Source organism: Streptomyces torulosus, from assembly GCF_001419765.1.
GTDB lineage: Bacteria > Actinomycetota > Actinomycetes > Streptomycetales > Streptomycetaceae > Streptomyces > Streptomyces torulosus.
Window position 1 is genome coordinate 148 of record NZ_LIRK01000628.1, and the last position, 6,622, is coordinate 6,769.

A 6,622-nucleotide genomic window follows, 5' to 3' on the forward strand; every position below is an offset into this window, starting at 1 on the left:
CCCTTCGACCCCGACCGCACCGTCCTGATCACCGGCGCCACCGGCGCACTCGGTGCCCTGGTGGCCCGGCACCTCGTGGACCGGTACGGCGTGCGGCATCTGCTGCTGGCCGGACGCCGGGGGCCCGCCGCACCTGGCGCGGACGAACTGGCGGCCGAACTCGCCGAGGCCGGCGCCCGGGTCACCTGGGCGGCGTGCGACGTCGCCGACCGCGAGGCGCTGGCCGGGCTGTTGGCCGACGTGCCCGCCGAACACCCCCTCACCGCCGTCATCCACCTCGCCGGCGTCGTCGACGACGGGCTGCTCGGCGACCTCACCGCCGAACGGCTCACGGCGGTGCTCCGCCCCAAGGCGGACGCGGCGTGGCATCTGCACGAGCTGACCCGGGACGTCGACCTCACGGCCTTCGTGCTGTTCTCGTCCGCCGCCGGTGTCCTCGGCAGTCCGGGCCAGGCCAACTACGCCGCAGCCAACGCGTTCCTCGACGCCCTGGCGCAGCAACGGCGCTCGCTCGGTCTGCCCGCGCTGTCCCTCGCCTGGGGACCCTGGCAGGGCGTCGGCGGCATGGCCGACGCGCTCACCGCCGGCGAGCGGCCCCGACCGGGGGCCGGCGGAGTGCGGCCGTTCACCGCCGCCTCCGGTCTCGCCGCCCTCGACCGCGCCCTGGCGGCACCCGACGGCGCCCTGCTCGTGCCCCTCGGACTCACCCCGGGCGCCACGTCCTTCCCCGCCGACCGCATCCCGGCCGTCCTGCGGTCCCTGGTGCGCGGCAGCGTCCCGCGGCGGACCGTCGCCCGCGGCACCGACCGCGCCGACGCCTCCGCCCTGGCCGCCCTCGCCCCGGCCGACCGGGAGACCGCACTGCTGGAGCTGGTGTGCGCGGAGGCCGCCCGCGTCCTCGGGCACACCGGCACCGACGGCCTCACCGCGGACCGGGCCTTCGGCGAGCTGGGCTTCGACTCGCTCACCTCCGTCGAACTGCGCAACCGACTCGCCACCGCCACCGGCCTGCGCCTGCAACCCACCCTGGTCTTCGACCACCCCACGCCCGGCGACCTCGCCGCCGCCCTCGCCCGGCAGTTCACCGCCCCGGCGGCAGCGCCCACGCAGGCCGCCGCCCCGGCCGACCCGACCACGGCCGTCGCCCAGGCCGTGGAGTCCCTCTACCGTCACGCCGTCACCGTCGGCCGCTACGACCAGGCCGGGAAGGTCCTGATGAACTCCGCCGGTCTGCGCCCCGCCTTCGCCTCGGCCGACGCGGTCGGCAAGGCACCGGCCCTGGTCAAGCTCGGCGACGGAGGCCGCCACCCCGCCGTCGTCGGTCTGCCGTCCACCTCGGTCTGGGCCAGCGACCAGGAGTTCGTCGCCCTGGCCCGGCCACTGCGCGGACTGCGCGACACCCACTCCCTGATGATGCCGGGCTTCGTCTCCGACGAACTGGTCGCGGGCAGTGTCGAGGCGGCCGTGGACCACGCGGCCCGCACCATCGTCCGCACACTGGACGGCGCCCCGTTCGCCCTCGCCGGCCGCTCCTCCGGAGGCTCCCTCGCCTACGCGGTGGCCACCCGCCTGGAGGAACTCGGCACCCCCGCCGTCGGCGTGGTCATGCTGGACACCTATGTGGCCGGCACCCCGCAGACCGACTACATCGTCCACGCCATGGAGTCCCGCTCCCTCGAACGCGAGGCGGAGTTCGGCCGCATGACCGGCCTGCGGCTCACCGCGATGGCGTCGTACTTCTCCCTGTTCGAGTCGTGGCGGCCGCGCCCCATCGCCACACCCGCCCTCCTCGTCCGCGCCTCCGAACCCATCGCCGTCGACGCCGACGACCTGTGGGAGCGCCCCGAGGAGTGGCAGTCGACCTGGCCCGTCCCGCTGGACGTGATCGACGTGCCCGGCGACCACCACTCCATGATCGAGGAACACGGCGGGACCACCGCGAGGACCGTGCACGACTGGCTGATAGCGCACGGAGCCTGAACGACGGCGGGGCCCGGGGAGAATTTCTCCCCGGGCCCCGCCCCGTGGCGCCGAACCGGGTGCCCCTAACGGATCTCCCGCGCGCAGGCCCGCACCCGGTCCACCAGATCGCTCATGCCCAGCAGGTCCTCCTCGCGGTCCCGCGGCGGCACCCCGTCCAGCACGGCCGCCGCGAAACTCCGCACCACGGCCCCGTACTGGTCGTCGGCCGCCAGCGTGATCTCCCGTACGAGATCCTGCTGCTCCAGCCGCAGCACGGGCCGCAGCGTCGGCGGCGGGGTGAAGGCACGGTCGAGGACGATCCGCCCCCGGCCGCCCCACAGCGCGTACGAGCAGCGGTAGGCGTGCTCGAAGCCGAAGGACAGCTCGGCGGTGACCCCGTCCGGGGTGGTCAGCAGCACATGGCCCGCCACGTCCACGCCGAGGCCGACGTCCACCCGCAGCACCGCGCCCACGGGGTCGAGTTCGGGGCCCAGCAGCAGCCGTGCCGCACGCAGCGGATACACGCCGACGTCCAGCAGCGCGCCCCCGCCGAGGTCCGCCCGGTGCCGGACGTTCCCGGCGGGCAGCGGCGGGATGCCGAACACGGCGCTGAACGAACGCAGGGCTCCGATCTCACCGGCGGCGACCAGACGCCGTACCTCCTCGTGCTGACCGTGGTGGAGGAACATGAAGTTCTCCATCAGCCACACCCCGTGGGCGCGGGCGGTGTCCAGCATCACGGCCGCCTCGGCGCGGCTGGTCGCCAGGGGTTTCTCCACCAGCACGTGCAGCCCCGAGCGCAGCGCCCGCACGGCCCATGCGGCGTGCAGTCCGGTGGGCAGCGGGATGTAGACGGCGTCGAGGTCGCCGCGGTCGAGGAGACGGTCGTAGCCCTCCACCGGTTCACCGCCGAAACGCTCGGTGAACCGGCGTGCCTTCGCCGCGTCCCGGCTGGCCACCGCGACCAGCCGGGTCCTCGGTTCGGCGGCGATCGCGGGCAGCACCCGGCGCCAGGCGATGTCCGCGCAGCCGAGGACACCGACCCGCACCGTACGCTCCGGGCCGTTCCCGGACGGCCCGCTCACCGCAGGGCCTCCGCGCAGGCCACGAGGGTGCGCGCCTCGATGTTGACGTAGTGACTGTGGCGCAGCAGCTCCTTGAGCTGGCCCAGGGTGACCCAGCAGTACCCCGCCGGCACCCCGTTCGGGAAGTCCTCGTCCAGTTCCGCGATCACATAGCGGTTCTCCGCGGCGAGGAACCGCCCGCCCTCCTCCGACAGGATCCGGTCGTAGCGGATCCGCTCCGGGGGGAGCGAGCCGAGCACGTCGAGGTACGGGGGCCGGTCCTGCGGCGGCCGGTCGCGGTGCTCGTCCGGGACGCAGTGCACGGTCGGCCCGATCTCCAGCCTGTCCAGACAGCCCTCCTGGGCGTGCGCCCGCACCAGGAAGTGCGGGACCCCGCCGATCGCCCGGTGCAGCAGGGCCGCGAGTCCGCGGGCGCAGGGCGCCAGCATCGGCTGCGTCCAGTGCGGCACCTCGCGGTGCGGGGCGGTGACGTCGACGGCGATGATGCGGAACCGCCCGCCGTCCTCGGCCGCGATCTCGGTCGGCGTACGGCGCCAGCCGGGGAGCCCGGTGAGCGGCACGACATCGGCGGTCAGCTCGCACCGCGTCTTGGCGTCGGTGAACCAGCTGGTCAGCTCCGTCATCGGGTGCAGGGCGCCCTGCCGGGGCCCGAGGGCCGCCGCCGAGGCCGCCCACGCGGAGCCGGGTCCGCCCGGCCCGTCGGCCTCGGGGCCGGAGCGGGGCAGACACGACAGCACCGTACGGGTGTCCATGTTGATCAGGTTGTCCCGGTGGAGCAGGGCTCTGATCTCGTCCAGGGTGAGCCAGCGGAAGTCGTCGTGGACGGGCACGTCCTCGTCGACCTCGACGACCATGTTGCGGTTCCGTTTGTGCAGGAACCAGGAGCCCTGCTCCGACTGCAGGACGTCGACCAGCACCCGGCCCCGGCGGTCGGTGAAGTACTCCAGGTACCGCACGGACCCGCCCCGGTGGACCCGGGTGTAGTTGCTTCGGGTCGCCTGCACGGTGGGGGACAGCTGGATGCCGTCCACGTTGCCGGGCTCGGCCTTCGCCTGGAGCAGGAAGTGCCGGACGCCGTCGAAGGTCCTCGCGAGGATGCCGAGAACGCCGATCTCCGGCTGGTGGATGATGGGCTGCGACCGCTCCGGGACACCGCCGTCGCCGCCGGGCCGTACCCGGAGGCCGCGCACGCTGAAGAACCGGCCGGTGTGATGCCGCAGATCACCCGTCGCCCCGTCGAACCCCCAGCCGTCCAGGTCCGCGAACGGGATCGGCTCCACGCGCTGGTCGTTGACCCGTGAGCGCTCGGCGAACCAGGTGGCGAAGTCCGCGACGGCGGGCGCCGCGCTCACCATGTGACGGGCAGGCAGGCGGGACCGCGCAGGACGCCCCCGGTGAACTCGATCGCGTCCCGGGGGATCGCGAGCGCCAGCTTCGGGAAGCGCCGGAGCAGGGATCCCGCCGCCACCTGGAGCTCCACGCGGGCGAGTTCCGCGCCGATGCAGCGGTGGGCGCCGTGCCCGAAGATGAGATGGGGATTCGTGGAGCGGTGGAAGTCCATCTCCGTCGGGTTGTCGAACACGGCCGGGTCGAGGTTCGCGGCCTGGGTGTCGATCACCACGGCCTCGCCCTTGTGGATGGTGCCGGCGCTCAGCTCGACGTCGTCGACCGCGATCCGTACGAACCCGCCGGTGACCGAGAGCGGCGCGATGCGCAGCACCTCCTCGACCGCCGCCGGCACCAGTTCGGGCGCGGCTCGCAGCTGCGCCAGATGCTCGGGGCTGCCCAGGACCAGGGCGGCGAAGTTGGCGATCTCATGGGCGGTGTTCTCGAACCCGCCGACCAGCAGGGTCAGCGCGAGGTTGACGAGCTCCTCCTCACTCAGCCGGTCGTCGTGGTCACGGGCCTGCACCAGCCTGCCCAGCAGATCGTCGGACGGGGTCCGCCGGCGCTCCGCGACCAGCTCCCCGATCAGGCCCAGCATCTGCCCGACCGTGGCCTCCACCTCGCCCTGATCGGTGCCGGTGAACAAGGTGTGCGCCAGCGCGCGGAAGGCGTCGCTCTGCGAGTCGGGCACGCCGAGCATGTCGCAGATGACGGTGAGGGGCAGCGGACGGGCGAGCGCGGTCACCAGGTCGGCGGGCGGCCCCTGCTCCTCCATGGCGTCCAGCAGTTCGGCCACGGCCTTCTCGACCCGCGGCCGCATGGTCTCGATGCCGCGCACCGTGAACGCCTGCGCGACCAGCCTGCGCAGTCGCGTGTGCTCCGGCGGGTCGAGGCTGAGGATCGAGGTGTCGTGGAGCAGGGGAGCCGTCGGCCGGGGGATGTCCGCGCCCACCGTCGCGGCCCTGCTGAACCGGGGGTCCGACAGCACCGTCCTGACGTCCGCGTACCGGGTGATCAGCCGCGCCTCCACGCCGTACGCCATGCGTATCCGCGCCAGCGGCTCCTTTTCCTGGAGCTCGCGGTAGCACGGCGGATAGGCGAAGCCCGTGGGTTTGCTGATCGGAAACGAATGGATGTTCTCGGCTACGTCCATTACCTGACTCCCAGTCATCGAGAAAGAGGGCGCCGTGAAGGTGTTGCGGCGTTAGGGGGGCATGGGGTGCGTGGCGAGACCCGTGTGCGGGTGCGGCCGCTCGGCAGGCGGCCTGCGTCGTGGGGCACGAAGACCTCCGGTGCGGTGAGGACGTGGCATCCTCGCCGCACCGGAGGTCTGACCCGCTGAGGGGAACGACGGGTCTCAGGCGCGGTGGTCCGCCGTCAGCTTCTCCAGCACGGGCACGACGTCCGCCGGCGTGGGCAGGGCCAGGACCCGCTCGTCCCGCAGCCGCCGCGCGGACTCGCCGAACGACGGGTCCTCCAGCAGCCGCTCCAGTGCCGCACGTATCTCACGCCGCTCCGACACGTGGAGCCCCGCGCCGACGCTCCGCAGATGCCGGCCCAGGTGCAGGGCGTACCAGGTGTCGGCGACCAGCAGCTGCGGAACACCCGCCGCGAGGGCCGTGTTCCATGTGCCGCCGCCCGCGTGGTGGATCACCGCCGAGCAGCTCGGCAGGAGCGCCAGCAGCGGTACGAAGTCGACGAGCCGCGTGTTGGCGGGGATCGTCTCCTCCTCGCCCGGGACCTGCCGCAGGGTGGCGACCAGCTCGATGTCCAGGTCCTCGAACATCCGCAGGTCGGCGACGGCCAGGGCGTCGTGGCCCGCCTGGTTGCGCAGGGTGACCCCACCGGTCAGGCACACCCGGGGCCGGGTGGGCGGCTCGTGCAGCCAGCCGGGCACCGTGGCGGCCCCGTTGTACGGCACGTACCGCATTGGGACCCGCCGTACGTCCAGCGGGAAGCGTGCCTCCGCCGGAACCGTGTCGAGGGTCCACTGCCCGACAGCCATGTCCTCGGCGTACCCGCCCCCGCCGAACCGCTCCAGCAGCGGCCCGAGCCATGCCTCCAGCGGGTCGGCGCGCTGTTCCTCGGGCGCCTCGTGACGCAGTCGGAGGAACGTCCGCCGCATCTGCTGGAAATAGTCCGGGCTGAACACGAGCCGTGCGTGCGCCGCGCCGACGGCCCGCGCGGCG

5 protein-coding genes are annotated in these 6,622 nt (G+C 73.6%); 1 reads left to right on the forward strand and 4 read right to left on the reverse strand.

The genetic code is table 11. The features are described from left to right. The first annotated feature begins 27 nt into the window (after positions 1-27). Positions 28-1,980: a type I polyketide synthase gene (locus tag AOK23_RS52120; RefSeq protein ID WP_420823779.1), complete on the forward strand. Its 1,953-nt coding sequence runs from the start codon at positions 28-30 to the stop codon at positions 1,978-1,980. Between the two features lie 65 nt (positions 1,981-2,045). Here the strand turns inward: AOK23_RS52120 and AOK23_RS35770 are convergent, their stop codons facing one another. The 4 genes from AOK23_RS35770 to AOK23_RS35785 form a co-directional block, all read right to left on the reverse strand. After that, positions 2,046-3,047: a Gfo/Idh/MocA family protein gene (locus tag AOK23_RS35770; RefSeq protein WP_055716690.1), complete on the reverse strand. Its 1,002-nt coding sequence runs from the start codon at positions 3,045-3,047 to the stop codon at positions 2,046-2,048. After that, a complete protein-coding gene (locus AOK23_RS35775; protein WP_055716691.1) occupies positions 3,044-4,402 on the reverse strand; it encodes an NDP-hexose 2,3-dehydratase family protein in 1,359 nt (452 codons plus the stop codon). Before AOK23_RS35775 ends, AOK23_RS35770 begins: the two co-directional genes overlap by 4 nt. Beyond that, positions 4,396-5,586 carry a cytochrome P450 gene (locus AOK23_RS35780; RefSeq protein ID WP_063791467.1) on the reverse strand — a complete coding sequence of 397 codons (1,191 nt, stop codon included), beginning with the start codon at positions 5,584-5,586 and terminating at the stop codon, positions 4,396-4,398. The genes AOK23_RS35775 and AOK23_RS35780 overlap by 7 nt, the downstream gene beginning before the upstream one ends. A gap of 204 nt (positions 5,587-5,790) precedes the next feature. Continuing rightward, positions 5,791-6,622, reverse strand: an 832-nt coding sequence (locus tag AOK23_RS35785) for a nucleotide disphospho-sugar-binding domain-containing protein (RefSeq protein ID WP_169800369.1), incomplete at its 5' end; no start/stop codon positions are given.

What these genes read in the sequence shown, in the direction of transcription:
- AOK23_RS35775 (WP_055716691.1), bottom strand. Translation starts at nt 4,402, where the DNA reads ATGGTGAGCGCGGCGCCCGCCGTCGCGGACTTCGCCACCTGGTTCGCC.
- AOK23_RS35780 (WP_063791467.1), bottom strand. Translation starts at nt 5,586, where the DNA reads ATGGACGTAGCCGAGAACATCCATTCGTTTCCGATCAGCAAACCCACG.